23 protein-coding genes are annotated in these 23,323 nt (G+C 47.7%); 19 read left to right on the plus strand and 4 right to left on the minus strand.

The genetic code is table 11. The features are described 5' to 3' along the window. Window positions 1-101: 101 nt before the first annotated feature. Window positions 102-788, minus strand: a complete 687-nt coding sequence (gene rluF / locus PMI05_RS12805) for a 23S rRNA pseudouridine(2604) synthase RluF (RefSeq protein WP_007721945.1) — start codon at window positions 786-788, stop codon at window positions 102-104. Between the two features lie 15 nt (window positions 789-803). Further along, complete coding sequence (locus tag PMI05_RS12810; RefSeq protein ID WP_039960704.1) at window positions 804-1,445, minus strand: MOSC domain-containing protein; 642 nt, start codon at window positions 1,443-1,445, stop codon at window positions 804-806. Between the two features lie 145 nt (window positions 1,446-1,590). On the opposite strand from PMI05_RS12810, the gene PMI05_RS12815 reads away from it, so the two are divergent. From PMI05_RS12815 to PMI05_RS12855, 9 genes are all read left to right on the plus strand, one after another. Next, window positions 1,591-3,039, plus strand: a complete 1,449-nt coding sequence (locus tag PMI05_RS12815) for a nicotinate phosphoribosyltransferase (RefSeq protein WP_007721949.1) — start codon at window positions 1,591-1,593, stop codon at window positions 3,037-3,039. A gap of 198 nt (window positions 3,040-3,237) precedes the next feature. Beyond that, a complete protein-coding gene (locus PMI05_RS12820) occupies window positions 3,238-4,497 on the plus strand; it encodes a Glu/Leu/Phe/Val dehydrogenase (protein ID WP_007721951.1) in 1,260 nt (419 codons plus the stop codon). A gap of 142 nt (window positions 4,498-4,639) precedes the next feature. Beyond that, window positions 4,640-5,557 carry a homoserine O-succinyltransferase gene (gene metA, locus PMI05_RS12825; protein ID WP_007721953.1) on the plus strand — a complete coding sequence of 306 codons (918 nt, stop codon included), beginning with the start codon at window positions 4,640-4,642 and terminating at the stop codon, window positions 5,555-5,557. 135 nt (window positions 5,558-5,692) lie between these two features. Then, complete coding sequence (locus PMI05_RS12830) at window positions 5,693-6,883, plus strand: ROK family transcriptional regulator (RefSeq protein WP_007721962.1); 1,191 nt, start codon at window positions 5,693-5,695, stop codon at window positions 6,881-6,883. 87 nt (window positions 6,884-6,970) lie between these two features. Further along, complete coding sequence (locus PMI05_RS12835; protein ID WP_007721964.1) at window positions 6,971-8,083, plus strand: Ig-like domain-containing protein; 1,113 nt, start codon at window positions 6,971-6,973, stop codon at window positions 8,081-8,083. A 111-nt stretch (window positions 8,084-8,194) separates the two neighbouring features. Continuing rightward, entirely contained in the window at window positions 8,195-9,091 is an 897-nt protein-coding gene (locus tag PMI05_RS12840; RefSeq protein WP_007721976.1) for a LysR family transcriptional regulator, read from the plus strand. Window positions 9,092-9,205: 114 nt separating this feature from the next. Beyond that, the gene (locus tag PMI05_RS12845) at window positions 9,206-9,595 is read left to right on the plus strand and encodes a CidA/LrgA family protein (protein ID WP_007721979.1); all 390 of its coding nucleotides are present in this window, start codon (window positions 9,206-9,208) and stop codon (window positions 9,593-9,595) included. Then, on the plus strand, window positions 9,573-10,271 hold the full coding sequence (locus PMI05_RS12850) for an LrgB family protein (protein ID WP_007721981.1): 699 nt from the start codon (window positions 9,573-9,575) through the stop codon (window positions 10,269-10,271). Before PMI05_RS12845 ends, PMI05_RS12850 begins: the two co-directional genes overlap by 23 nt. 130 nt (window positions 10,272-10,401) lie before the next feature. Beyond that, complete coding sequence (locus PMI05_RS12855; protein ID WP_007721984.1) at window positions 10,402-11,313, plus strand: DMT family transporter; 912 nt, start codon at window positions 10,402-10,404, stop codon at window positions 11,311-11,313. Window positions 11,314-11,482: 169 nt separating this feature from the next. On the opposite strand, the gene PMI05_RS12860 is transcribed toward PMI05_RS12855, so the two are convergent. Beyond that, on the minus strand, window positions 11,483-11,872 hold the full coding sequence (locus tag PMI05_RS12860; protein ID WP_039960700.1) for a hypothetical protein: 390 nt from the start codon (window positions 11,870-11,872) through the stop codon (window positions 11,483-11,485). Between the two features lie 395 nt (window positions 11,873-12,267). On the opposite strand from PMI05_RS12860, the gene PMI05_RS12865 reads away from it, so the two are divergent. Next, complete coding sequence (locus tag PMI05_RS12865; protein WP_007721988.1) at window positions 12,268-13,098, plus strand: protein-glutamine gamma-glutamyltransferase; 831 nt, start codon at window positions 12,268-12,270, stop codon at window positions 13,096-13,098. A gap of 48 nt (window positions 13,099-13,146) precedes the next feature. Here PMI05_RS12865 and solA read toward each other — a convergent pair whose 3' ends face one another. Then, a complete protein-coding gene (gene solA, locus PMI05_RS12870) occupies window positions 13,147-14,289 on the minus strand; it encodes an N-methyl-L-tryptophan oxidase (RefSeq protein ID WP_007721990.1) in 1,143 nt (380 codons plus the stop codon). A 177-nt stretch (window positions 14,290-14,466) separates the two neighbouring features. Between solA and PMI05_RS12875 the strand changes: the two genes are divergently transcribed. From PMI05_RS12875 to PMI05_RS12915, 9 genes are all read left to right on the plus strand, one after another. Next, complete coding sequence (locus PMI05_RS12875; RefSeq protein ID WP_007721991.1) at window positions 14,467-16,194, plus strand: methyl-accepting chemotaxis protein; 1,728 nt, start codon at window positions 14,467-14,469, stop codon at window positions 16,192-16,194. Window positions 16,195-16,392: 198 nt separating this feature from the next. Continuing rightward, window positions 16,393-18,411, plus strand: a complete 2,019-nt coding sequence (locus PMI05_RS12880; RefSeq protein WP_007721993.1) for a hypothetical protein — start codon at window positions 16,393-16,395, stop codon at window positions 18,409-18,411. 93 nt (window positions 18,412-18,504) lie between these two features. Then, a complete protein-coding gene (locus PMI05_RS12885) occupies window positions 18,505-19,290 on the plus strand; it encodes an ankyrin repeat domain-containing protein (RefSeq protein ID WP_007721995.1) in 786 nt (261 codons plus the stop codon). A gap of 103 nt (window positions 19,291-19,393) precedes the next feature. Next, window positions 19,394-19,996, plus strand: a complete 603-nt coding sequence (locus tag PMI05_RS12890) for a flavin reductase family protein (protein WP_007721998.1) — start codon at window positions 19,394-19,396, stop codon at window positions 19,994-19,996. Between the two features lie 113 nt (window positions 19,997-20,109). Continuing rightward, complete coding sequence (locus PMI05_RS12895) at window positions 20,110-20,352, plus strand: helix-turn-helix transcriptional regulator (protein WP_007722000.1); 243 nt, start codon at window positions 20,110-20,112, stop codon at window positions 20,350-20,352. A gap of 4 nt (window positions 20,353-20,356) precedes the next feature. Further along, window positions 20,357-20,872, plus strand: a complete 516-nt coding sequence (gene def / locus PMI05_RS12900; RefSeq protein ID WP_007722002.1) for a peptide deformylase — start codon at window positions 20,357-20,359, stop codon at window positions 20,870-20,872. Window positions 20,873-20,995: 123 nt separating this feature from the next. Next, entirely contained in the window at window positions 20,996-21,727 is a 732-nt protein-coding gene (locus tag PMI05_RS12905; RefSeq protein WP_007722004.1) for a ZIP family metal transporter, read from the plus strand. Window positions 21,728-21,818: 91 nt separating this feature from the next. Further along, window positions 21,819-22,634 carry a flagellar motor stator protein MotA gene (gene motA / locus PMI05_RS12910; RefSeq protein ID WP_007722005.1) on the plus strand — a complete coding sequence of 272 codons (816 nt, stop codon included), beginning with the start codon at window positions 21,819-21,821 and terminating at the stop codon, window positions 22,632-22,634. Then, window positions 22,627-23,323, plus strand: a 697-nt coding sequence (locus tag PMI05_RS12915) for a flagellar motor protein MotB (RefSeq protein WP_007722007.1), incomplete at its 3' end; no start/stop codon positions are given. The genes motA and PMI05_RS12915, both read left to right, overlap by 8 nt.

Raw genomic sequence — 23,323 nt, forward strand, 5'->3', positions numbered from 1 at the left:
GGGGAGCCTGTAAATGATAGTTTTCAGTAAAGATAAAATATTCACATACAGATAAGAAAGACGGGAAGGAGCCACTATACAGACTCCAACCCGTCCCTATTTCACAAGCTTTTATTCAGATCGGTCAATTCTTTGGCCGTCAGATTGCGCCATTGCCCCAATTTCAAATTCCCCAGGGCAATGTTCATGATGCGTACCCGTTCAAGCTTTCGCACCTGATAACCAAAAGCTTGGCACATCCGCCTGATTTGTCGATTGAGCCCTTGCGTCAGCACGATATTGAAGACCCGGTCACTGACTTTAGTTACTTCGCAAGGCTTTGTGGTCGTTCCGAGAATGCGTACGCCGTTTGACATTCCGTGCAAGAAATTCGCTGTGATGGGCTTATCTACAGTGACGATGTACTCCTTGTCATGATTGTTCTCCGCACGCAAAATTTTATTTACGATATCTCCGTCATTGGTTAACAGGATGAGTCCTTGCGAATCCTTATCCAGTCGCCCGATAGGGAAAATCCGCTCCTGGTGATTGACGAAATCGATGATGTTGCCTTTGACGTGTAGTTCAGTGGTACACGTAATTCCGACAGGCTTGTTCAAGGCGATGTAGACATCTTTCTTTTTGACACCGAGCGGCTGCCCATCGATGCGCACGTCATCTCCTGACGCAACCGTACTTCCCAGTTCCGCGAGTTGGCCATTGATCTTCACGCGCTTGGCCTCGATTAATTTATCGGCTTCTCTTCGTGAGCAAATGCCGGTTTCACTGATGAACTTATTAATTCGCATGAGACGTTCCTTTCGCTATTGCTGCTGTTTCTCCAGTAGTTTTTTTCGCCAAGGTTGCGCCAATTCCTCCACCTCAAGCATACGCTGTATCGTCTCTTGGGATGGTGACTTGTCATGGAAGTATAAGTGGTGAATCGACGCTACCGTTACTTGTTTTGGATGTGCAGTGATGAGGGTAATCTTGGAGTCTGGCTTGATCGTTCCTTCCTGCAAGACGCGGAAAAAGTAGCCGGTATAGCCCATTTCCACCACCGCTTTGAGCAACTGGTTATTGTTGTTGCGCTTGTTGATCGTCGCACAAGGAAATCTGCCTTGGGTCACTTGCAGGATGGAATCACCGAATTGATACACATCCCCGATGCAGACCTGTTCTTCGGTCATGCCAGCGAGCGTGAGATTTTCTCCAAATGCAGCATTGGTCAGAGGTTGGCCGAATAACTTCTCCCAATGGGCATAATGTTCAAAAGGATACGCACAGACGACGCGATCTGGGCCGCCGTGGTACTCTGGATTTGCGATATCGTCATCATCAATTTTCTCGGAACGGACAACGAGCTCGTCCGCTTCCTCCTTCCAAATGCCGGAGAGATATTCCTTGCCGTTGTACATATTATTTTTAGGCAAACCTTTACTAATTGTAACGATTTTTCTGTTCAACTTATGCTCACTCCCAGCCTGTACGATTGCTTCTCTTTTTATCCCCATACTATACCACATTCCCTAATATCCTCCACAGCGGATGGGCACCAGCGAACGCTTCTGGTATGATGATAGAAAGGAATTCACAGGAGGCCTCAGTGACATGCAATCATTTGGTGTGGCACTACACACAGATAAATATCAAATCAACATGATGTACGCCCATTGGGTGAACGGAACACACAATCAGAAGGTCGTTTTCGAAGCATTTTTCCGCAAGCTGCCTTTTGGAAACGGATACGCCGTATCTGCCGGATTGGAACGAATTGTTTCCTATATAAAAAATTTGCGTTTTGAAGAAAGCGATCTCAAGTATTTGAGTGAGCAGGAGGAGAACTACGATCCGAAGTTTTTGGAAGAGCTGCGCCAGCTTCGTTTTAAGGGCTCGCTCTACTCCGTGAAGGAAGGAACCGTGGTTTTCCCGAACGAGCCGCTGATTCGTGTAGAGGGGCGTGTCATGGAGGCACAGCTAGTTGAGACGGCCCTGTTGAATTACATGAACTATCAGACGCTGATTGCGACCAAAGCTTCACGGATTAAAAACGTGGCGGGCAATGATGTTCTTATGGAGTTCGGAACAAGAAGGGCGCAGGAGGCAGATGCTGCGCTGTGGGGGACGCGGGCAGCGTATTTGGCTGGCTTCGACGCGACCTCGAATATGCTGGCAGGGAAAATGTTTGGCATTCCGACAAAAGGGACGCACGCTCACTCATGGGTACAGAGCTTTGAGAGTGAGGAAGAAGCATTTGAGCGCTTCGCAGCAGCTCTACCAGGACAGGTAACCTTGCTGGTGGACACTTACGATACGCTCAAAAGTGGCGTGCCTAATGCAATTAAGGTCGGAAAACGTCTGGAGAAACAAGGCAAAAAGCTAATGGCGGTGCGCTTGGACAGTGGCGACTTGACGTATTTGTCCTGCAAGACGCGCGAAATGCTTGATAAGGCAGGCATGACCGATGTGCAAATTGTCGCTTCTAACGATCTTGATGAGCACACGATTATGAACCTGAAAGTACAAGGAGCACGCGTAAATAGCTGGGGAGTAGGAACGCAGCTCATCACGGCAGCGGATCAGCCGACACTCGGAGGCGTATACAAGCTGGTGGCGCGTGAAGGCGCGGACGGAGAATATCAGCCGACCATCAAAATCTCCGGGAATCCGGAAAAAGTCACAACGCCGGGCATCAAAGATATGTACCGATTGATTGATACGGAAACAGGCAAAGCGATTGCTGACTACATGTGCTTCCCACATGAAACAACAGTCGGAGAGGGAGCACCTCTCCATTTGTTCCATCCGAGCCATACGTATTTGAGCAAGCATTTGGAGAACTACCAGGCAGAGTCGCTGCTAATTCCAGTATTTGTGGATGGGGAACTGGTCTATGAACTGCCGACCCTCCAAGAGATTCGCAACTACCATCGTGAGCAACTCAAGCTGTTCTGGCCTGAATACTTGCGCATGCTGAATCCAGAGCATTACCGTCTGCACATCAGCGAAGAGATGTGGGAGACGAAAACAAAGCTGATGAAGGCGTACTTGAAAAAATAGGAGAAAAACGTCTGATGTGTCGCGAGGATACATCGGGCGTTTTTTATTTGCTTACCAAAAATAATGCAATAATGTGAAAACAAAGAAAATAAATTGTCTGAATTTACTTGCATCGTATATAATTACCCCATTCATCCTTTAGCTCTGCGCCAAGGTGATGTAGAAAACGCATGTGAAAAGTATTGGGGAGGAAGAGAGATGCTAAATACTGTAGAGAAAGAAAACCTGAATCCATACGAAATTGTGCAGAAGCAGATTGATGCTGCAGCGGCATTGTTGGGATTGCGGAGCGATGCTGTAGAAATTTTAAAGCGACCCAAACGAGTATTGGCAGTTAGTTTTCCTGTCAAGATGGATGATGGCAGCGTACGTGTCTTTGAAGGCTACCGATCTCAGCATAATGATGCGGTAGGACCGACCAAGGGAGGGATTCGCTTTCATCCAGATGTGACAATGGATGAAGTCAAGGCGCTCTCCATGTGGATGTCATTCAAATGTGGCGTGGTTGGTCTTCCTTATGGCGGCGGAAAAGGTGGCGTCATATGTGATCCCCACGAATTCAGCAAAAATGAGCTGGAACGAGTCAGTCGCGGCTTCATGGAAGCCATCGCTGATATTGTCGGACCGGAGACAGATATACCTGCACCCGATGTGTATACGACCCCACAAATCATGGGCTGGATGATGGATACGTATAGTCGATTAAAAGGCACATATTCTCCGGGAGTCATCACGGGAAAACCGCTGAGTGTCGGCGGCTCCAAAGGAAGAAATGAAGCGACTGCCCGCGGATGTGTCTTTACCATACTCGAAGCATTAAAAGATTCTGGACGCAAGCCGGAACAAACAACCGTCGCGATTCAAGGCTTTGGTAATGCGGGAAGAATAGCAGCGAGACTTTTGACGGAGTTGGGCTTCAAAATTGTGGCGGTCAGTGACTCACGCGGAGGTATTTATGATGCTGCTGGCTTGGACATCGAAAAGGTAGGACAGTTAAAAGACAATGCCACCATTTTGGAGTATGTAGGTGGTACGGTTATCTCCAATGAACAGCTGTTGGAGCTGGAAGTGGATATTCTAATCCCGGCCGCGTTGGAAAATGTCATCACAGCAGCGAATGCCCACAGCATTCAGGCCAAGTGGATTGCAGAAGCAGCAAATGGACCTACTACACCGGATGCTGACGCTATTTTGCGAGAAAAAGGAATTATCGTTATTCCTGATATTCTCGCCAATGCAGGTGGAGTAACGGTTTCTTATTTCGAGTGGGTGCAAAACCTGATGAATTACTACTGGTCTGAGCAGGAGGTAAACGAAAAGCTGCAAACGACAATGATTAACGCCTATCGCGCCGTGAAAGAACTCTCTGATCAATACAAGGTAGACTTGCGCACGGGAGCCTATATGATCTCACTTTTGCGAATTACGGAGGCGATGGAAGCGCGCGGCTGGATTTAAGGGAAGAGACCTCTTGCAACTTGCTTGCAAGGGGATTTTTTCGTTTTTCCCTGTGTGATTAGCAGGAAGGCTAGTATTTTTGTCGAATTTGTCGGATTAATGTTTTTCTACCTGTGTTCAAAGGATGGAAAGGGGGATCTTTATGCCAATCAAATTGCCCGACGAATTGCCTGCAACGGAAATACTCGCCAAAGAAAATATTTTTGTGATGAAGGATAGCCGTGCCTTCACACAGGACATACGACCGCTCAGGATCGTCATTCTCAACCTCATGCCAGTGAAGGAAACAACGGAAACACAGTTGCTCCGCCTCCTGGGGAATACGCCGCTACAGGTGGAAATCGTGCTTTTGCACATGTCCAGTCATACTTCCAAAAATACGTCGGAAGAACATTTGTCGATGTTTTATAAAACGTTTGAGGAGATCTGTGACCAGCGATTTGATGGCATGATCATCACCGGAGCGCCAGTGGAACAGCTCGAGTTCACAGACGTCACGTATTGGCAGGAGCTGACTAAAATCCTCGATTGGAAAATGGAGAACGTCACTTCGACCTTGCATATTTGTTGGGGAGCACAAGCGGGTCTTTACCATCACTTCGGCGTTCCGAAGCATCCTTTGCCAGAAAAAGTGTTCGGAATCTTCCCTCATACACTCAATAAGCAAAAGGTGAAGTTGTTCCGCGGATTTGATAACTACTTCCACATTCCGCATTCCAGGCATACCGAAAATCGCAGGGAAGACATCGAGCAAGTGTCAGAGCTGGAGATTTTGTCCGAGTCTGATGAAGCAGGGGTTTACATCGTAGCGACGAGGGATGGCAGACAAATTTTCGTGACAGGACATTCCGAGTATGATCCGACCACCCTGCAAGATGAGTATCAGCGAGATGTGAACAAAGGCTTGGACATTGCTGTTCCGCGTAATTACTATCCAAAGGACGATCCAAGCCGCGAGCCCATCGTCACCTGGCGCGCACATGCGAATTTGATGTTTTCCAACTGGTTAAACTATTACGTTTACCAAGAGACACCGTATGATTTGAACAACAACAAGTAATAGCAACGTAGAAACCATCCGAGGTGATTCGGATGGTTTTTGTTTGGCCCAGTTGACGTAATAAATGGCGACAGGTAGTGTGAGAATAATCGCGCAGGAATACTACCGGGAATTCAAGCAAGATGGGAGTTTTGTATGATGAAAAAAATCATGAAGCAAGATCAGGACGTGACTAAGCAACATAACAAGCAAATGATCCTCGACATTATCAAAAAGCAGAGACCGATATCGCGTGCAGAAATCGCCAAAATTACACGGATGAGCGCCACCTCGATTGGCAGATTTGTCAGTGAGCTGTGTGAAGAAGGACTGATTCGAGAGACAGAGCTAACCTCATCAGGTGTGGGCAGGAAGGCAATCATGCTCGACATTGAGCCGGGGGCCATTTATACAATCGGCGTGGATATGGCAAAAAAGCGCATCAGCTTTGGGATCATGGACTTTAGCGAAGCGATTATTGCACAGCACCGTATGGATCATAAAACACAGGATTCTACACCGGAAGAGACGGCTGAACTGATTTGTAATGAGATCGAAGGGATACTCAATCAGACAGGCATTCCGCTAGAAAAAGTGGTCGGGATCGGCATTGGGATGCCAGGGGTGATCAATTATGAGCGAGGGATTGTCCAGCTTTCCACTACGTTGGACTGGAAGGACGTAGCGTTCGCCAGCCTGATTGAAAAAAGGTTGAAAATCAAAACCGTTATCGACAACGATTTGAAGGTGAAAATCCTCTCGGAGTACTTGTACGGATCTGCCAAGGGCTCGAACAAGACAGCCTTGATTGGCATTGGCACGGGGATCGGTTCTGCGTTGATTATCAATGGCGAAGTGTTTCGCGGGGGCTCCAATAGCGCAGGAGAGCTGGGGCATACGACGCTCGATCCGAATGGGAATCTGTGCGAATGTGGAAAGCGCGGATGCCTGCAAACATACATAGACGAAAACTCTTTGATCATAGAAGCGCGTCGGGTGAAGGATGTCAGTGATGTACGTCAGGTGTTCACGGCAGCGAGAAACGAAGAGCGCTGGGCGAAGGAAATCGTCTCTCGTACTGCGTTGTACCTCGGAATCACGATTAACAATATTGTATGCATGTACAATCCAGATACCGTGATTGTAAGCGGTGATTTGGTGGAGAATTATCGCGAAATCATTGACTTGGTCGAGGAGCATAGCGATCAAGTGATCTGGGAGCCATTCAAGGGGAAATTTCGGGTAATTCCTTCCGAATTGAAGGGGGAGGCAATCGTGATGGGAGCAGGAGCTTTGGCGATGCAGCACTTTGCTCCTTTGGCAGGGACATGGGCAGAAGAATCATGACTTTCTTTGCCATTTTGTATTCAACAAGTATAGTTGTTTAGCCGATATAGAAAATGGTGGAAAATTAGAGAGGAGAGGGATGTGAGCATGAGAAACTGGCAAAAAGGTATGCTCGCTACGGCTGTTACCGTTGGGCTGATCTTTTCCAGTGTCGGCCAAGTACCGGCATTGGCAAATTCTGCGACGACAAGTACGCAGAAGAAGATTTCCAAGCTTGTGGTTGATACAAAGACAGTAAAATTGAAAAAAGCGGGGACGCAGCAATTGAACGTCCGCGTGCAATACACGGATAAAACAACGGAAGACGTCACACAGCAAGCAGAGTGGACTTCCTCTGACAGTGACATCGCAAGTGTTGAAAAAGGCTTGGTAACCGCTGTTAGTTCCGGTAAAACAAGAGTGAAAGCAAGCTTCGGGGGCAAAAGTGTGAATGTCCCTGTTGAGATCGATGTGATTTCCAAGCTCACTGCTGACCAGAAGAAACTGGCTCTCAGCGTGGGAGGCACGAAGCAGGTAAACGCAAAAGCAACCTTCTCTGACAAGTCAACCACTGATGTAACTGCCAATGCAGAGTGGGAAAGCGATGATAAGGAAATCGTAACGGTAACGAATGGTTTGGTGACGGCAGTAGGCTCGGGCACAGCGAAGCTCAAAGTGAAGTACGGTGGAAAAAGCGTATCCATTCCAGTAGAGGTGGATGTCGTCTCCAAGCTGGACAGTGATAAGAAAAAGCTGTATCTGCGTCCAGACACTACCCAGTCGGTTACGCTGCTGGCTACCTTGTCTACCAAAGAAAAAGTCGATGTAACAAGCAAAGCCAAGTGGACATCCGACGATGCAAAAGTCGCCACAGTTGAAAACGGAGTCGTGACAACTGTAGGCTCTGGCAAAACGAGAATCAAAGCAACTTACGGTGGAAAGACGATCTCGATCCCTGTAGAGTCTGCTGTCATCTCCAAGCTGGAATTTGACACGAAAAAGGTCGCTCTCAAAGTCGGCGAATCAAAAGACTTGAAGGTATCTGCTATCTATACCGACAAAACAAAGGTCGATGTCACAGTCGATGCAGACTGGATCTCCACGAACAGTTCCGTTGTGACTGTAGCGGATGGCAAGATCACGGCTGTGAAAGCAGGGCGTGCAACGATTGCGGCTACGTACAATGGAAAAGTCGTAAAAATACAAGTAACGGTGAAATAACTCACGCTGGAGGAAAAGCCAGGGCGCGACTGCGTACCTGGCTTTTTCGCATACTCTCGCCTGTGGTAATCTGTAGCTAACGCTTTTGATTGGACGAAGACGGAGGGCATCATGGATATTCGACAGCTGCATTACTTTGTGGAAGTAGTCAAACATAAAAACTTTACGAAGGCCGCACAATCCCTCCACGTCTCCCAGCCTTCTATCAGCAAAATGATCAAGGCATTGGAAGAAGAGCTAGAGGTAGTTCTGCTGGATCGGACGGAGCGGAAAATGGATCTGACAGACGCAGGGGAAATGGTCTACAGCTATGCGACCAAAGTGTTGCAGCTGATGGAAGGCATGTCGTCGTCGATTGCAGAATTGCGAAATGTCGAGCGGGGGCGGGTCAAACTGGGCATGATGCCAACGGTGGGTTCTTTTCTCTTGCCGAATGTGATCGCCTTGTTTAAAAAGCAGTATCCAGGCATCGATATCGAGATGAAGGAATTCAGCGCTAAGCTGCTTGAAATTCAAATGGAGCAAGGAAGCATCGATGTGGCATTAACCGTTCTTCCAGCGGATCAGGAAAAATTTGTGGCGGTTCCCTTGCTCGCAGAGGATCTGGTCGCAATCGTTCATCGGGAGCATTGGCTCGCAGGAGTCGATGAGGTGAGCTTGGAACAGCTCAAGGACGAGGCTTTCATTTTGTTTACGGAAGAGTACGCGATGCATGATGTGGTGCGCCAAGCGTGCAAGCTGTCCGGCTTTGAACCGAAAGTCGCTTACATGAGCTCTTTATGGGATTTTGTCGGAGAGATGGTGGCTACCCAACTGGGAATATCACTCATTCCACGCTCCATTGTGAGACGCTTGAATAACGGACAATTGCACACCGTCAACATTTCCTACCCGGTGATTGACTGGCAGTATGCCTTGATTTATCGAAAAGAAGGGTACTTATCGCATGCGACAAAGGCTTTCATATCGTTTGTAGAGAAAATGTACAGTCATAACCAAATGGAATAGAAATGATGATTTTTATGTATTGTACGAATGGAATCGAGACGGCTTAGAATAAAGGTAACTCGTTCAAAAGGTGACTTTTTGAACAACCTTTGTAAAGCAACTGGGGTGGTCTCGATGAAAAGATGGTTTTCCATCATCGCACAAGTTTTGCTATTGTTCGGCTTCACCTGGCTTGGGAAATGGGTGAGCTCGTTTTTTCACCTTCCTGTTCCCGGCAGTCTGATCGGACTCGCGCTTTTGTTCATTTGTCTATATACTGGCTTGATTCGTCTACAGTGGGTGGAAGCAGGAGCGACTCTGTTATTCTCGCAAATGATCCTGTTTTTCGTACCATCGTTGGTCGGGATGATGCAGTATCCATGGTTATTAGGTATAAAAGGATTGCTGGTGCTTGTGGTCGTCGTAAGCGGTTGTGCACTAGTGATGATTTCGACAGGTGTTGTTGCTGAGCGCATGTTCAATCGTGGAGAGGTGAAACAGCATGATCCTGTGGAAAACGTCTAGCGTGCTCCTGACACTCATTTTCTTCTATGCAGCAAAACGATTTAACAAGAAAAGACCGTCTCTGCTGTTTTCTCCGGCCTTATTGGCGCCGATCGGATTGATTGTGTTTTTACTTATCACAGGCATTCCTTATCAGGTATACAGTGAAGCGACCTCGCTCATTAGTGAGTTGATGAGCGTAGTCACAGTGGCGTTTGCGATTCCGCTGTACCGAAATTGGTCGGTGTTAATGGCGCATCGCCGGATGATTTTGACGAGTCTTGCTACGGGTTCCCTCATTGCCATCATTGCAGGTGTCTCCACGACGATGCTCGTCGGATTGGGAAAAGAAGCGGCGATTAGCGTCATTCCTCGCTCGATTACCCTGCCGATTGCGGTGAGCGTAACCGAGGCGATTGGCGGAATGCCTACGATGACGGCAGTATTCGGCATGCTGACCAGCTTCGCAGGCGTTTTTTTGGCTCCCAAAATCATCAAGAGAATGAGGCTCCGTCATCCTGTTTCCATCGGCTTGATGTACGGAATGGGCGCACATGCGTTGGGGATGGTAAAAGCGTTTGAGCGTGGGGAAACAGAAGGAAGCAGTGCGACTTTGGCTGTGATCGCCGGAGCGATGATTACGGTGGTATGGGCGTTTACCTTGTTGCCGGTGATCATGTCGTGGCTGGCTGTGTGAAGGAAGGGGCTGTTAGATAGCCCTTTTTTTATTTCACGAAAGTGCAACATGACCGCCCAAATGCTGGCGAAAGGTGTATGATAGAGGGCAAATAAAAGCTCCACACTCTTTCAACATGGCAGGAGGCATCATGAGACCGCTGTATATCGTCCTATTACTCTGTACCAGCTTCCTTTGGGGAGGAAATTTTGTTGTCGGTAAATTTCTTGTCGGGCACGCGTCTTCCTTGACGCTGACCAATTTGCGCTGGCTCATTGCTGTTGTTTGCTTGTTGCCGGTTGTTTGGATACGCGAAAAGCGGATTTTTCCAACGCGAGAGGCACTTCTTCCTTTGATCGTAATGGGAGTGACCGGCGTAGCACTTTTTAATTTATTCATGTTCTGGGCACTTGAGCGGACAGACGCGACCAATGTCGGTCTATTGTCCACGCTGAATCCGGTTTCGATCGCGATTTTTTCCTTTTTGCTGATGGGCGATAAAATTCGACCGTTGCAGATTGTCGCGATGCTTGTCTCGTTTACAGGCGTGCTTGTGGTGATGACCAAAGGAGACTTCGCACACTTGTCCCAGTTGCACTTCAACACAGGGGATTTGTGGATGCTCGCCGCTGTCGCCATGTGGGGGATTTACTCCGTATGTGCGCGTTGGGCGATGAAGACAGTCTCGCCGATGATGTCCACACTGTACTCGGGAATTTTCGGTGTTGCGCTGATGCTGCCCTTTAATGTCACCACATTTACGATTAGCAACACAGACTGGACGTTCTGGCTGTCGCTGTTCTACGTTGGTGTAATGGCAACTGTCGTCAGCATGGTGTTGTGGAATATCGGTGTACAAAAGGTTGGCGCAACCTCAGCAGGTATGTTCCTCAATTTCAATCCTATTTTTACGGCCATTCTCGCCTTTCTTTTACTCGGGGAGCGTATGACCCTCATCCAATTGCTCGGCAGTGTAATCGTCATTGTGGGCTGCTATATGTTCTCACGCTTAAAGCACGTCTCGACCCTGACACCACATACAGTCAAACAAGCACAAGGCTAAAAAGGGATCCCTCGTCTGCTCAAACAGGCGAGGGATTTTTTAGTAAATAGGCATTTATAAAAAATAAATTTACCAGAGTGCAAATTAGGCACTCTGCAATTGCCAAACCCCGCCACAAGCTCTATCAGAGTCGAGGCGGGGTTTAACGGTATAACGTGCTTTTTAACTTCTATGGTTCCTCATTTGCAAACATCTCCAACGTAGCTATAAGAATGTCTTTCTTTTTAGTATAGTAGTCTAAATATGGAGAACCTATTAGCGCTGCACCTTCAATCATTGTACAAAAATCCAAAACAGGTATAGGGCGTCCGATTCCTAGGGCAGCACCTACTGTCGATAGTAATGCCAGTAAACGAACGGGATTCCATTCCCATTCCAAGAGTTGAAGAAGTTGGATGGCACTAGAAGCTCTTTTCGTTTGCTCGAGCGTATATACTTCGGGGAATCGCCCATCCGTCTTGTAGGCATGAAAAAACTCGTTGTAGTAAGCTTCTGCTGCGAAATCAATATCTCGGTACATTTCTCCAAAATCCGTGTAAGGTTGACTTTCATTCTTCATTACTACCCATACCAACCTTTCTTATAGGATGAAGTCATTGTATCAGAAAAAATTGATAGTAATAGAGACAAGGCTAGTAAGAAGAAAAAGCACAGGGCTCGTAGACCTTGACAACGCCTACCCAGTCGGAACTACAAAAAGGAGACCACGCTTGTCGAACACTTCTCCCCTGAGAATCTTCCACCCGTAGGGTGGCTTTGGCTCGACGGTCCCCTTTTTGTAGTGGAGACGACCAGTGATTCCCCCCTGCTGGCGTGTCAGAGTCGAAGAGAACTGTGCTTTTTCTTCTCCTCCACTATGTTCCGTGCTTATCTGATGCTTTTTCTTAGTCGATCACGTGGACATGGGCATTCGCATACAAATAAGAAGGACAGTGTGTGAAGGGGAGGTTGTATATGATCGTCATAGCGGGGAGACCAGCTAATCCCGCCTCGTTGGCAGCGGAATGGGGATTAAATCCGGTACAGCGTGAAACAGTAGCGATTATGGCACGTAGTGATGAAACATTTGAATATCCGACTCCTGAGCTCCTGCAATTTGAACTGAAAATGCGCGATCATCTGGTGAGGTCTGCCTTGGCACTGAACGAAAGCGGCCTAGCCTTTTCTACTTTTGAAGAATCTCGTGCCAATCCAGCATACTGGATTCGAACAGACCAGGGCGGATTCCGCTTGCGGCCGGGAGTGCTGCCATCCAGCGGGATTATCAATATTTTTCGTGAGGGCCAAAAATACGCCACGGAGTGCGCTACGGCGATGGTCATTATTATTTATCATGCAGTCCTACAGTCCATTCGTTTACCCGATTTTGAGAGAATGTTTTCGGACATCTTGCTATATGACTGGCGGTACGATCAGGATCTGGACTTGCAAACAATAAGGACAAATACCTTCTTGCCTGGTGATGTGATTTATTTTGCCAATCCTGATTACGATCGCGCGACACCGCAGTGGCAAGGGGAAAATGCAGTAGTTCTCGGCAATGGCTTGTATTACGGGCATGGTGCGGGGATCAAACGAGCGAATGAGATGGTAGCTTTTTTGAATGAACAACGAAGAGAGGGAGCAATGAGGTCTGCCTATCGGGTCAATCAGGCGACTCGGCCTGGTTTCGCCTACCTGTTTCCCTATGACAACGGTCGTTCTGTCATGCGAGTTTCCGGCCATCCCATACAAGCCAGCAGTCGTATTACAGCGCAGATCGGTTCTTTGTCTTGGGAGTGGTAAAACGAACAAAAGCCTCCTGCCATAAATACGGCGAGAGGCTTTTTTCAATCATGATGGACAGGGGAATCGCTTCCAAGAAAACATAGACAGGTCAAGGGAGGATGCTCCCTCTACCAGCAGTTGGCTGGTCGCTTCCCCGATCGCACTGGCGAATTTAAAACCGTGCCCGGAAAAGCCTGCTGCAAATACAAGCTGTGGATGTTCAGGATGACGGTCAATGACGAAATGCTCATCCGGTGTCATGGTGTAGATGCATACCTTGCCTTGTCGCAATGCTCCGGCTGCCCCAGGCATATACGCTTCCAAAAAAGAGCGAACATCGCCTTCGTCTGATAAATAGGTGCCAAAGGTACGTTCCAGTTTGTCGGGATCTATGGCTAATCCTCCGTCATGGCGTCCAATTTTTATACCAGTGCCATCAAAGCTGGGAAATCCGTAGAACATGGAGTCATGAAGGCGAAAGATGAAAGCGGGAAAGCCATCCGCACTGTACTGGCTCTCATCAGCACCGAACCAGGCGACCGTTTTGCGTGTAGGGGTGAGCGGGATGGACAAGCCCAATGAGTCAAGGAGAGAGCCATTCCAAGCACCGGCGGATAGTAGGACTTTATCGCCGTGGTAGCTGGCAGATTCCGTATGCACGATGAAACCATTTCCTGCTGGCTCCAACTGCGTGACTGGCGTGTTCGTCAACAACGTAGCTCCTGAGGCAAGGGCGAGCTCTCGATAGGCGCGAATGCCATTTTCAGAATAAAGCACACCTGAGGTAGGCTCCAGGCAACCGTAGTAATCAGCAGGCAGATTGATTCCTGGCCAGCGGTGCATGACCTCATCGGCACTGAGTACTTCCAACGGCAGGGAGTACTGCTCGGCGCTCTCCCGAATTTCATTCAGGAAAGTACAATTCAAGGGTCCAGCGTTCAAAACACCTGTTTTGGCGAAGATCGGCATGCCGGATGCTTGTTCTAATTCTGACCACAACTGTTGCGCTCGCAACGCAAGCGGGACGTACTGTTTTCCTTCTCCATACGCATGGCGAATGATACGGGTATCCCCATGATGGCTGCCCATCGTGTGTGGGGGATCAAAGGCATCGATCATGAGTGTACGCACACCCTGCTTCGCCAGATAGTAGCCTGCTGCCATTCCCATCGATCCTGCTCCAATAATAATGACGTCGTAGTTTTTCATCATCAGTCCTCCATTCCGCTTTATTTTCATCTATCTTACAGGAGTTTTCTGAATTGTGGATTTTAATTTTTTGTGTAAAGATCCATTTTTTTGTGCGCAATAAGGTTTATTCCATCAGTTGGGAGGGAAAAGGAGATTACGCTATCATCATACGTCAAGAAAAGTGGTGTTTACGAAATGAAATGGACGATCGGAAAAAAATTGGGTAGTGCGTACGCGCTGATCCTAGTCATCATGCTGTTTATGGGGATCACGACCATTGTCAAGATGGACCAGATGAATCAGAAGATGGTGGAAATGAATACGAATTGGCGCCCAGGTCTGGAAGATATTTTGAAGATCAATATGACACTGGAAACCGTTTACGGAGTTACGCAAACCATGCTTACGTCAGAGAACCTGGATGACAAGAACAAGTATGCAAAGCAAGTCGATGACCAATTTGCCTATATGGACGGTTTATTGACCAGCTATGAAAAAACGATTTTCGGTGAAGAGGACCGTAACAATTTTGAAGGATTGAAGCAGGCGCTGAAAAAATTTGAGGAATTCAGTCCGCAATACGTGGAAATCGCCAAAAAGGTCGACATCAGAAGGCCAGCTACCGATGCAGATATGGCCGAGCTGGATCGCATCAAGAAAAAAAGCAGTGAATTGTTTTTAGAACGCAAGAAATATTTGGATGCCATGATGACGTATAACAGTGAGGGAGCACAGCGCGCTGGCACGGAAAGTGCGGAACTGTATGAGTCAGTCAAGCGGGACCTGAATATTATCTTGGTTATCTCTATCATTGCGTGTGTGACGCTAGCTGTCGTACTGACGTCAAGTATCCGTCGACCGATCGTGCGTTTGATGGAAGAGATGAAGAAAGTGGCTGATGGTGATTTACGTGTGGAACCATTGGTTGTCAAAAGTCGTGACGAGATTTTGGATCTGGCGAATTCGTTCAATGAGATGACTAGCAGTTTAACTACGGTCATTCGTCAGGTAGGCGGAACTTCCGAGCAGGTAGCCGCATCGGCTGAGCAATTGACGGCCAGTGCAGATCAGACGAGCAGGGCCACTGAACAGATTGCTGTTACTGTTCAAGAAGTGGCAGCAGGCGTTGATCGCCAGGTAGCGAGTGTAGACAATGGCGTGAAATCCATTGATGATATGTCACGAGGAATTCGTCAAATCGCAAATAACGCACAGCAAACATCCAATATGGTGAGCGAAGTCGCCAACATGGCAGGAGAAGGGAACCAGTCGATCCAGGCAGCCGTTCAACAAATGAATACGATTCACACCTCCATGCGTGAGCTCGCAGCAGTGGTAGACGGTCTGGGCAATCATTCTCAAGCAATCGGAGAGATCATCGAGGTCATTACAGGCATTGCAGATCAGACCAATCTGCTCGCCCTCAATGCAGCGATTGAAGCAGCACGCGCAGGAGAGCACGGCCGTGGATTCGCGGTTGTTGCAGATGAAGTACGGAAGCTGGCAGAGCAATCGGCACAGTCCGCCCAAAAAATTGCGCAGTTGATCAGTACGATCCAGACAGATACAAAAGTCGCGGTCGAATCGATGGAAACAGGCACACGGGAAGTGCAGGAAGGAATTCGCGTTGTTCATCGTGCAGGCGAAACTTTCGGTCAAATTCAGAACTCGATTAGCACAGTAGCCGATAAGATTCACGACGTGTCTGCATCTGCCCAGGAAGTATCAGCCCATTCCGAACAAGTCGTACAAGCGATGGAGCTGGTCAGCGAAGTTTCCGACTTGACTGCTGATGGCACGCAAAACGTTTCCGCTGCTACACAGCAGCAGCTCGCTTCTATGGAGGAAATCGCTTCGTCAGCGACAGCTCTTTCCGATATGGCAGAAGAACTACAGCACATGATTCGCCGATTTAAGGTGTAGGCATATACTGTACAAACGAACGCAAAAACGCCAAAGTGATTGGCGTTTTTGTTTTTTCTTCTGTCCACTGTCATTTTTTTAGAAAAAGTTAATCTTTACGAAATAGTTCATTAAGAACAAGTTTAGTAGGAGTTTATCTCTACCGACTACGATAGTTTCAGAGGGTTGATCCCCCATCGTAGACAAGGAGATGATCGTATGAAGAAAACGAAAAAGCACCTCTCACTACTTATACTCGCGTCGATGCTTGGAACAGGGGTAGCGGTTCCTTTCAACGTTCTGAACATGGATACAGTAGCGAGAGCAGCCTCTCATGAGAAGCAGGACGAAAGCGAAGCTGTTGAGGTGACGAGCATCAAGTCTCTGAATTCCATTACACTAGAGATCACCTTTGCAGAGCCGCTCAGCTCAGAAGAAGTGGCACTCAACAACGCACAGAAAAACTTCGAATTTGATAACGACCTAGCCATTCGAAATGTTCCACAGCTAAAAACGGGATTCAAATCTACCTACATCGTACCTACTACCCCGCAAGAGGAAGGAACGACGTATACCTTTAGCTACAAAGGCGAGGAAGTAGGCACTTTCACAGCCAACACAGAACAAATCAATATGAGAGAGGCACGTCAAGTAGACAATGATACGATTGAGCTAGAGTCGCGCCTGAGTGACCGCGTAACAGACTACGGGAATATAATCGAAGCGTACGCAGGCAATCGAGGCGGTCTAGACTTTGAGCTGGATGAGGACAACCGTTACAAAGGAAAGGAGTACCAAATCATCTCTTCCTTGCGCGGTACACAAGTAACTCTGACACCAAGAAACGGTGAGCCGATCATCGCTACTTATGTTCCGTTCACCCAGAATACGGATGGTCGTCAAGAACCGAAATTCCGTCTGCCAGAGGGAGAGCAGCTTGACCCGGGTGTCACTTATACGGTTTCCGCTGACTGGGCTGACTTCCGAGACGCTACCTTTACGGCGAAAGAAATTGATCCACTTACCATCCAGGCTGTAGAAGCTACAAGTGAAACAACACTCGATGTCACACTGCGACGCGATCCACGTGAAGAGATTTTTCCACTCCGCCGCATCACGTTGACAGCTCCAGATGGAACAGAGCTGGTTGCCCAATACAAATTTACGACGCGCAAAGGAGCAACGGGAACGTTTGAAATCATGAACGGCGAAGAGCTGGATTCAAATGTAACCTATCAGGTGAGACCAGTAGGAGAATGGGCTACGGCGCGAAACGTGTCTGTTACAACGGATGCCCAACCAGATGAAAATGCAGAAGTACGTAGCATCAAGTCGCTCAATCCGATCACATTGGAAGTTACCTTCTCTGCTCCACTCGTAACAGAAGATCTGGCGCTTGCGCAAGCACAGGAAAATTTCCAATTTGATAACGGTTTGACGATTCGCAATATCCCGCAGTTAAAAACAGGGACAACCGCGACCTACTTGGTTCCAACGACTCCTCAGGCTTCCGACATGACTTACACGTTGACATACAAAGAAGATGAGGCAGGCACTTTTGAAACAAACAGCGATAGGCTGGACATGGTCGAAGCCCGTCAGGTAGCGTACGATACGATTGAGATCGAATCAAGCCTGCGCGCTGGCGTAACGGACTATGAAAATGTGATTGCGTCTAATGTCGGGAAACGAAATGGTCTGGATTTTGTATTGGATGAAAACAATCGCTACCGTGGAAAGAGCTATGAGATCATTTCATCTCTGAGAATGGCACAAGTGTACATCACGCCAGAGGGTGGCGAGCCAATCGTAGCAACGTACGTTCCATTTACACAAGCCACAGATGGTCGACAGGAGCCAAAATTCCGTTTGCCAGCAGGGGAGACACTGATTCCAGGCGTAGAATACACCGTTACATCTGATTGGGCCGATATTAAAGATGCCAAGTTCACTGCAAAAGCGATCAATCCGCTTACGATTCGCTCTGTAAAAGAAGTAAACGAAACTACGCTGGAGGTAAGACTCAGCACAGACCCGCGTGATGAACTGTTTGCTTTCCGCCAAATCACACTTACAGCACCAGATGGGACAGAGCTTGTTGCCCAATACAAGGTAACAACACGCAAAGGCGCTACGGGAATCTTTGAGATTATGAACGGCGGCAAATTAGAACCAAACACCCTGTATTCCGTTACTCCTGTAGGGCAATGGGCAGGACTTACCTTCACGACAAAATAATCACGAACGAAACCCTTAACAGGCAATCTAAGCTCGGTACGCAACCGGGCTTAGGCCTATATCTCAATGACATATGAAGGAGGAACGTGCCAAATGTACAAACTCATTCTCACTGCAATCCCATTCGGAGTGCTGTTGACTGGCTGCATGGATGAACCGTCCACAACAGCTCCGGCTGTAACGACCGCACAGCAGCAGCAGCAACAACCAGCAACACCACAGCCACCGCAGCAACAGTCCCAACCAGGGAAAAAACCAACTCTATCTCAAGAAGAAGTAAAAGAACTGAACAAAAAACTGCTCTCCGCAGCAGCTGAGGGCAAAACCGATGAAGTCAAGGCGAGCCTGGCAGAAGGGGCTGAGATAAACACACAGGATGATCGTGGTAGAACAGCGGCGATGGCGGCTACACACGGTAACCATGTGGAAACCGTAAAGGTCCTTATTGAAGCAGGAGCTGACATCAATATTCAGGACGACCGGCAAGATAATCCGTTCTTGTATGCGGGAGCAGAAGGATACCTAGAAATCTTGAAGCTGGTTATCGATGCAGGTCCAGATACGAAGATTTACAACCGCTTTGGAGGAACACCTTTGATTCCAGCGGGAGAACATGGGTATGTGGAAGTAGCAAAGGAACTTCTTACCCGGACCGATGTAGACGTCAACCATGTGAACAATCCAGGCTGGACAGCATTGATGGAAGCGATCGTATTGAACGATGGTGGAAAAAAACAACAAGAGATGGTCCAACTGTTAATCGACCACGGCGCTGATGTGAACATCCCGGATAGCGAAGGAAAAACACCTCTGTATCGTGCAAAAGAACGAGGTTATCACGAGATAGTACAAATCCTACAAAAAGCAGGTGCACGCTAATATGCGGAGGTAAGCATACATTCATACTTCGAGCGCGATGGAAATAATCCTCGACTAGAATGAGTCATAGCAAGAGTGATTCTAGTCAAAGGAGGCTATGTTCATGACTAGCCATACAATCATCCAACCGAAGATTTTGTATTACGGAACTCCCGTCGTCCTGTTGACGACTGAAAATGAAGATGGAACAACGAATATCAGTCCCATTTCATCGTCATGGGCGTTAGGGAATTATGTCATTCTGGGACTCGGGTTTGGCTCGCATGGATTGGAAAATTTGCGTCAGCGGCCGGAGTGTGTCATCAATTTGCCGGATGCTTCCATGTGGCAGCAAGTAGAATCATTGGCTCCGCTAACAGGCCGCAATCCCGTACCCGCCTATAAAAAAGAACTGGGCTTCCGTTTTGAAGCGGATAAGTTTCAGGCAGCCAGGTTGACTCCTGTTGACTCTGATAGCGTTCGTCCAAAGCGAGTGGGAGAATGCCCGCTTCAACTCGAAGCAGTCGTCCGCACAATCCGTTTTCCGGAATATGCTGACATGTTTGCGATTGTGGAGACAGAGGTGCGTCACGTCCATGCAGACAAACAGATTGTCCAAAGTGCTCATCACGTGAATCCTCAAGCATGGAATCCGCTGATTTACAACTTCCGCCATTATTTTGGTCTGAGTGATCAGTTGGGAAAAACATATCGATCGGAAACGTAGAACGTCAAAAACGCCAAGTTTTTGGCGTTTTTGTATTTCTGTATGAAAAATATGGTATATTAGGTGTTGCCTAATAAAATTAGTTAATACCGAAATTTTTGAGGGGTGAAAAGATGCTTGTCTGGATGTTGCGAAAAGTAATGGCAGAAAGAGGAGTTTGGACGGGAGCCGCTTTAGCAAGGCTGTTGAAAGAGAAAGCAAATTACAGTCTGTCTCCAGCCTCCATCAGTGCTTTACTAACCAGTCAACCCAAGCAAATGAAAGCCGAGACACTTGATGCACTCTGTACAGCTCTGGAGTGTACACCAAATGATCTGTGGGCATATACACCGCCTAATAGAGTGAAGGGAGCATAAAAAGATGGCAGTGAAACAGATTTTGCCTTTTGGAGACCCGATCTTGCGCAAAGTAGCCAAGCCAGTGGATGAGCTGAATGCGAAAACGTTCAAGCTACTGGATGAGATGGCTGAAACCTTATATGCCGCGGACGGCCGTGCTGGCCTTGCCGCACCACAAGTAGGCATTCTTCGCAGAGTGATTGTCATGGATTGCGGAGATGGATTAATTGAGCTCATTAATCCGGAAATCATAGAAAAGAGTGGCGAACAAATCGGAATGGAAGCTTGCTTATCTTTTCCGGGTTACTATGGCAATGTAAAGAGGGCCGAGCATGTAATGGTAAAGACGTTGAACAGACAAGGTGAGGAAATGATCCTTACGGCAGACGGATTCCTTGCTGTTTGTATGCAGCATGAAATCGACCATTTAGACGGAATTTTATTTGTGGATCATGTTCAGGAAAAGTGGCTGTATCATGAAAAAACAAGACAAAAAATCGATTTACTAGGTGTGATCCGCTTAACAAAAAAGGCCTAACAAAAAGGCGTACCGTATCCATTCGGGAAATATGATAGTAGAAGGCCGTTTGTTCCGGATATCTTTACTGTGAACCTAAATGGTATCATCTGAAGAGCGGCATTATTACGTGGAGGAACACACATGGAACAACTACTGATAGGTAGCTTTCTTTCTGCCATGGCTACTGGAGTGGGCGCCTTGCCTATCCTTTTTTTCAAGTCGGTATCACATCGATGGCGGGATATATTGCTGGCGTTTACGGCTGGAATTATGGTGGCTGCATCGACATTCAGTCTGATCCCACAGGCACTTCATAGCGCGCCATTTATTATCGTTTGTTTGGGAGTGCTTACCGGGACATTGATGCTTACGGTGTTGGAAAGCATCGTCCCGCATATCGATCTGGAGCATACGAGAATCAATATTTCGATGGACTCGCAATCGCTGCTGATTTTGTCCGCGATTACCTTGCACAATATTCCAGAGGGCTTGTCCGTTGGCGTGAGCTATTCGAGTGAACAGTCCGGCTTGGGTGGCCTGATTTCTTTTGCAATCGGTCTGCAAAATGCACCAGAAGGCTTCCTGGTCGCTCTCTTCCTGATTAATCAAAGGGTCAGTCGTCTCAAGGCGTTTATTTTGGCTACGATGACCGGAGCAGTCGAAATCGTCTCTGGGATCTGTGGCTATTACCTGACCTCTGTGGTTCAAGGGCTGGTGCCATATGGGCTTTCCTTTGCCGCAGGCGCGATGTTGTTTATCGTTTACAAGGAGCTCATCCCCGAAAGCCATGGAGATGGTCATGCCCGATCCGCGACTTTTTCGTTCATCCTAGGACTTTTGGTCATGATTGGACTCGTTCAGTCTTTTGGATGAGTGGTTTTTTTCAAAAAGCCTCACAAGTGAGGGCAAAAATTCCGAAACCATATATAGATAGATTTCGATTATGGAAGTAGGGAGTGTCACGATGGAAAAGTCTACCTTGATAGGTATAGTTTTGGGTATTGTTGCAGTAGTGGTCGGGATGATCTTGAAGCATGCGAGTCCGATGGCATTACTGAATCCAGCAGCATTTATGATCATCATCGTAGGTACTGTTGCTGCTATCTGTAACGCATTTCCTATGTCGGAAATCAAACGTATTCCTGCTCTTTTCAAGATAATATTTAAAGAAGAAAAGCTCCCTGAAAAAAAAGAATTGATCGGTCAGTTTATGAACTGGGCTTCCATCGCTCGTCGCGAAGGATTGCTTGCACTGGAAAACACTTCTGATGAGATTGAAGATCCATTTCTGCGTAACGGCATGAAGATGATCATTGATGGTGGGGAACCAGATTTTGTTCGCGATGTTCTGAATGAAGAAATTCACGCCATTGAAGAGCGTCATCAGGCAGGGGCACTCGTCTTTAGCCAAGCGGGAAGCTACGCTCCGACTCTCGGGGTATTGGGTGCGGTTGTCGGTCTGATTGCCGCCTTGGGTAACTTGAGTGACATCGATGCATTGGGTATATCGATTGCGGCGGCGTTCGTAGCTACCTTGCTCGGTATTTTCACGGGTTACGTATTATGGCACCCGTTCGCGACCAAGCTCAAACGGAAATCAAAGGCAGAAATCGAAATCAAAAAAATCATGGTCGAAGGATTGCTTTCCATTCAAGCGGGCGTATCCCCGACTGCGATTGAACAAAAGCTGCTGGTTTACATTCCATACCAAGAGCGTGCAGAAATGAAAGAAGAAATGAAGGAAGAGAAGAGGGAGGAAGGAGCTGCGGTAAATGGCTAAGCGACCAAAGAGACATGCTCATCATGAAGAGCATATGGACGAGTCTTGGCTAATTCCATACGCGGACTTGCTCACCCTTCTGCTCGCTTTGTTTATTGTGTTGTTCGCCTCTAGCGAGATGGATGCGAAGAAGTTCGACCAAATGGTTCGGTCCTTCAACGTTGCAATCAACGGCGGTGTGGGAGTCATGAACTACCCAAGCCCGGTACCGCTAGACCCAGAACTTCAGCAACAAACCTTGCACAAAGGCGCGCAGGAAGCAGAAAAACAGAAGACAGAAGAAGAAAAGCGTCTGGAAGAAGCGGTCCGCAAAGAAACAGAGGACTTGAAAAAGCTGCAGACAAAGCTGGACGGATACATTCAGCAAAACAAGCTGCAGGACAAGCTCCAGACCAAGCTGACCGAAGAAGGACTGCTGATCACCATTTTGGACAATGCGCTGTTTGACTCCGGTAAAGCTGATCTGAAACCGGAAGCGAGAAAGCTTGCGTCTGAAATGGCAGCGATGCTGGTGCCTCACCCGAAAAAAGTAACTGTAACTGGCCATACGGACAATGTGCCGATTCGCCGTGCAGAGTTTCCGTCCAACTGGGATCTCAGTGCCAAACGTTCGGTTAACTTCTTGAAGGTGCTTCTGGAAAACAAAAACCTAGACCCGACGAAATTCAGCGCGACAGGCTTGGGAGAAT

The organism is Brevibacillus sp. BC25, assembly GCF_000282075.1.
In the GTDB taxonomy this organism is placed as follows: domain Bacteria; phylum Bacillota; class Bacilli; order Brevibacillales; family Brevibacillaceae; genus Brevibacillus.

Excerpts from the sequence above, each read along its gene's own strand:
- PMI05_RS12890 (WP_007721998.1), top strand. The coding sequence starts at position 19,394 with ATGACTAGCCATACAATCATCCAACCGAAGATTTTGTATTACGGAACT.
- PMI05_RS12905 (WP_007722004.1), top strand. The coding sequence starts at position 20,996 with ATGGAACAACTACTGATAGGTAGCTTTCTTTCTGCCATGGCTACTGGA.
- PMI05_RS12815 (WP_007721949.1), top strand. The coding sequence starts at position 1,591 with ATGCAATCATTTGGTGTGGCACTACACACAGATAAATATCAAATCAAC.
- motA (WP_007722005.1), top strand. The coding sequence starts at position 21,819 with ATGGAAAAGTCTACCTTGATAGGTATAGTTTTGGGTATTGTTGCAGTA.
- PMI05_RS12835 (WP_007721964.1), top strand. The coding sequence starts at position 6,971 with ATGAGAAACTGGCAAAAAGGTATGCTCGCTACGGCTGTTACCGTTGGG.
- PMI05_RS12820 (WP_007721951.1), top strand. The coding sequence starts at position 3,238 with ATGCTAAATACTGTAGAGAAAGAAAACCTGAATCCATACGAAATTGTG.
- PMI05_RS12875 (WP_007721991.1), top strand. The coding sequence starts at position 14,467 with ATGAAATGGACGATCGGAAAAAAATTGGGTAGTGCGTACGCGCTGATC.
- PMI05_RS12860 (WP_039960700.1), bottom strand. The coding sequence starts at position 11,872 with ATGAAGAATGAAAGTCAACCTTACACGGATTTTGGAGAAATGTACCGA.
- metA (WP_007721953.1), top strand. The coding sequence starts at position 4,640 with ATGCCAATCAAATTGCCCGACGAATTGCCTGCAACGGAAATACTCGCC.
- PMI05_RS12855 (WP_007721984.1), top strand. The coding sequence starts at position 10,402 with ATGAGACCGCTGTATATCGTCCTATTACTCTGTACCAGCTTCCTTTGG.
- rluF (WP_007721945.1), bottom strand. The coding sequence starts at position 788 with ATGCGAATTAATAAGTTCATCAGTGAAACCGGCATTTGCTCACGAAGA.
- PMI05_RS12885 (WP_007721995.1), top strand. The coding sequence starts at position 18,505 with ATGTACAAACTCATTCTCACTGCAATCCCATTCGGAGTGCTGTTGACT.
- def (WP_007722002.1), top strand. The coding sequence starts at position 20,357 with ATGGCAGTGAAACAGATTTTGCCTTTTGGAGACCCGATCTTGCGCAAA.
- PMI05_RS12830 (WP_007721962.1), top strand. The coding sequence starts at position 5,693 with ATGATGAAAAAAATCATGAAGCAAGATCAGGACGTGACTAAGCAACAT.
- PMI05_RS12895 (WP_007722000.1), top strand. The coding sequence starts at position 20,110 with ATGCTTGTCTGGATGTTGCGAAAAGTAATGGCAGAAAGAGGAGTTTGG.
- solA (WP_007721990.1), bottom strand. The coding sequence starts at position 14,289 with ATGAAAAACTACGACGTCATTATTATTGGAGCAGGATCGATGGGAATG.
- PMI05_RS12865 (WP_007721988.1), top strand. The coding sequence starts at position 12,268 with ATGATCGTCATAGCGGGGAGACCAGCTAATCCCGCCTCGTTGGCAGCG.
- PMI05_RS12840 (WP_007721976.1), top strand. The coding sequence starts at position 8,195 with ATGGATATTCGACAGCTGCATTACTTTGTGGAAGTAGTCAAACATAAA.
- PMI05_RS12880 (WP_007721993.1), top strand. The coding sequence starts at position 16,393 with ATGAAGAAAACGAAAAAGCACCTCTCACTACTTATACTCGCGTCGATG.
- PMI05_RS12845 (WP_007721979.1), top strand. The coding sequence starts at position 9,206 with ATGAAAAGATGGTTTTCCATCATCGCACAAGTTTTGCTATTGTTCGGC.
- PMI05_RS12850 (WP_007721981.1), top strand. The coding sequence starts at position 9,573 with ATGATCCTGTGGAAAACGTCTAGCGTGCTCCTGACACTCATTTTCTTC.